This is a genomic window from Streptomyces sp. ActVer, assembly GCF_027270795.1.
Lineage (GTDB): Bacteria > Actinomycetota > Actinomycetes > Streptomycetales > Streptomycetaceae > Streptomyces > Streptomyces umbrinus_A.
Genome location: NZ_JAPWHT010000777.1, coordinates 1 through 2,491, shown reverse-complemented (window position 1 = coordinate 2,491; position 2,491 = coordinate 1). Strand labels below are relative to the sequence as shown.

3 protein-coding genes are annotated in these 2,491 nt (G+C 75.1%); 1 reads left to right on the top strand and 2 read right to left on the bottom strand.

All coding sequences use genetic code 11. The features are described 5' to 3' along the window. Together O3Q52_RS51925 and O3Q52_RS51920 are read right to left on the bottom strand one after the other, a co-directional pair. Positions 1-362: histidine phosphatase family protein (locus O3Q52_RS51925; RefSeq protein WP_269655374.1), on the bottom strand; the 362-nt coding region annotated here is incomplete at its 3' end. Between the two features lie 127 nt (positions 363-489). Beyond that, positions 490-1,929: a PLP-dependent aminotransferase family protein gene (locus O3Q52_RS51920; RefSeq protein WP_269655373.1), complete on the bottom strand. Its 1,440-nt coding sequence runs from the start codon at positions 1,927-1,929 to the stop codon at positions 490-492. Between O3Q52_RS51920 and O3Q52_RS51915 the strand changes: the two genes are divergently transcribed. Continuing rightward, the coding region (locus tag O3Q52_RS51915; RefSeq protein WP_269655372.1) for a DMT family transporter at positions 1,928-2,491 on the top strand (564 nt) is incomplete at its 3' end. The two genes, O3Q52_RS51920 and O3Q52_RS51915, sit on opposite strands and share 2 nt — an antisense overlap.

Below are 2,491 nucleotides of genomic sequence, written 5' to 3'. Positions count from 1 at the left end.
ATGAACTCCACCAGCGACTCCCCGCCGTGCGCCGCGGAGTACGGATCGGCGAGCCAGGCGTCCACGGCCTCGGGTTCGCGGGCCATCGCCTCGCCGAGCGTCAGCCCGCGCCAGCGCCCCATGTCGCAGTCCCGCAGGGCCGGCTGAGCCAGCGGCGCGAGGCCCAGCGCGTCACCCGTGGCCCGGCTGCGCGGAGTCGGCGAGCAGTACCGCAGCTCGGCCACCGCCAACGGCACCAGCATGTGCGCGACACGTTGCACCTCGCCCCAGCCCGCCTGGTCCAGCGGCCGGTCGTCGTCGAAACGCTCGGCGAGCAGCGAGGAACTGCGGGCGGCGGCGACCAGCGTGACCCGAACATGCATGCGGCGATGGTGGAGGGCGGGACTCCGCAGGTCAAGAGGTGATCGGCAGCGCGCACGGAATGCTCACGGACGGTGGATCACCAAGGACCCGGTGCCATCGGATCTCCGGGCCCGAGCCGGGCCCTGCTCAGGCCCGGAGCACCTCGTCACAGGCCGCCCGCAGCCTCCGTACGCCCTCCGTGATCTCCGCCGTCCCGGCGACCGCCGCGAAGCTCAGCCGCAGGTGTGCGGCCGGGGGTTCGGCGCTGAAGTAGGGGCGACCGGGGGTGACGGCGACGCCCGCGCGGAGCGCGGCGGTGAACAGGGCCTGTTCGTCCGTGCCGTCGGGGAGGCGCAGCCACAGGTGGTAGCCGCCGGACGGGATGTGGGGCAGGGCGAGTTCGGGGAGGTTCAGACGGAGTGCGGCGGCCATCGTGTCGCGGCGGTTCCTCAGCTCGGTCGCGACGGCACGCAGATGCCGTGGCCAGGCGGGCGAGCCGACGAGTTCCAGGGCCGCCTCCTGGAGCGGGCGCGGCACGAAGAAGGTGTCGACGACCTGGATCGCCCGCAGCCGTTCGAGTACGGGCCCGCGGGCGGCCAGCGCGCTCACCCGGAGGCTCGGCGAGGTCGCCTTGGTGAGGGAGCAGACGTGCACGACGACTCCGTCGGGGTCGTCCGAGGCCAGCGGACGCGGCAGCGGCCCCGAGTCCTCGTGCACGAGTCGGCGTACGAAGTCGTCCTCGATGACGAACGCGCCCGCGTCGCGTGCGATCCGCAGGACCTCGCCGCGTCGCTCGGGGGCGAGTACCGCTCCGGTCGGGTTCTGGAAGAGCGGCTGGCAGACGAAGACGCGGGCGCCGGTCGCCCTCAGGGCGTCGGCGAGCAGCGCCGGTTTCACACCGTCCCGGTCCACGGGCACCGGCACGGGTCTGAGGCCGGCGGCGCGGGCGATCGCCAGCATGCCGGGGTAGGTGGGCGACTCGACGAGGACCGGAGCGCCGGGCGGGGCGAGCGCGCGCAGGGCGGTGGTCAGCCCGGACTGGCCGCCCGCCGTGATGAGCACCTCGGCGGCGGTGACGGCACCGCCGATGCCCCGCGCGAACCACTCCCGCAGCTCCGGCAGCCCGTCCACGGGCGGACGCCCCCAGGCACCGGGGCGGCGGCCGGCCCGGGGCAGGGCGGCGGCCATCGCCCGCTCGGGCTGGAGCGAGGGATGCAGATAGCCGCCGTTGAACTCGACGACTCCCGGCGGCGGGGCGGCGAGCGTGGCGACCACCGCGGAGGCGTCGACCGTGCGCGGTACGAGTTCGGCGGCGGAGTCGGCGCTCAGGGCGACCTCCTGCCAGGAGGTGTCCCCGACGGCCGGCCCGGCATCACGCGGCGCCGCCAGGAACGCCCCCGCTCCGGGCCGCGTGACCACCAGCCCCTCGGCGGCCAGCTGGGCCAGCGCCCGGGACACGGTCACGGGACTGACCCGGAACCGCTCGACGAGGGCCCGGCTCGACGGCAGCTTTCCACCCGGAGAGTAGCGGTTCAGCTCGCTCCTCAGCCGATTCGCCAGATCACCGACACTGCTACGCTCTTGCATGAGAGCACAGGATAGCGCTACTGCGCAGACCGCGATAGCGGTGCCCGTCACCCCCGGGCCCGGTCGGCCCGCCACGGGCCGGGGCTCCGCCGCGAGGGCCGGCACCCTCCAGGCCGCCCTCGGCGTCACGGCGTTCTCCCTCACCTTCCCCGCCACCGCCTGGGGTCTTGAGGGGTTCGGCCCCTGGTCGCTCGTCGCCGTACGGACCGTCCTGGCGGCCGTCATCGCGGGCGGCTGCCTGCTCGCCCTGCGGGTGCCGTTCCCCGGGCGCCGTCACTGGGCGGGCCTGGCCGTCGTCGCCGCCGGAGTCGTGCTCGGCTTCCCGCTGCTGACGACGCTCGCCCTGCAGACGTCGACCACCGCGCACGCCGCGGTCGTCGTCGGGCTGCTCCCTCTCACGACAGCCCTGCTCTCGGCGCTGCGCGTCGGCACCCGCCCCTCGCGCACCTTCTGGGTCGCGGCGTCCGCGGGCGCGGCCGTGGTGATCGCGTTCACCGTGCAGCAGAGCGGCGGCGCGCTGGCCGGCGCGGACGCCTATCTCTTCGCGGCATTGCTGGTCTGC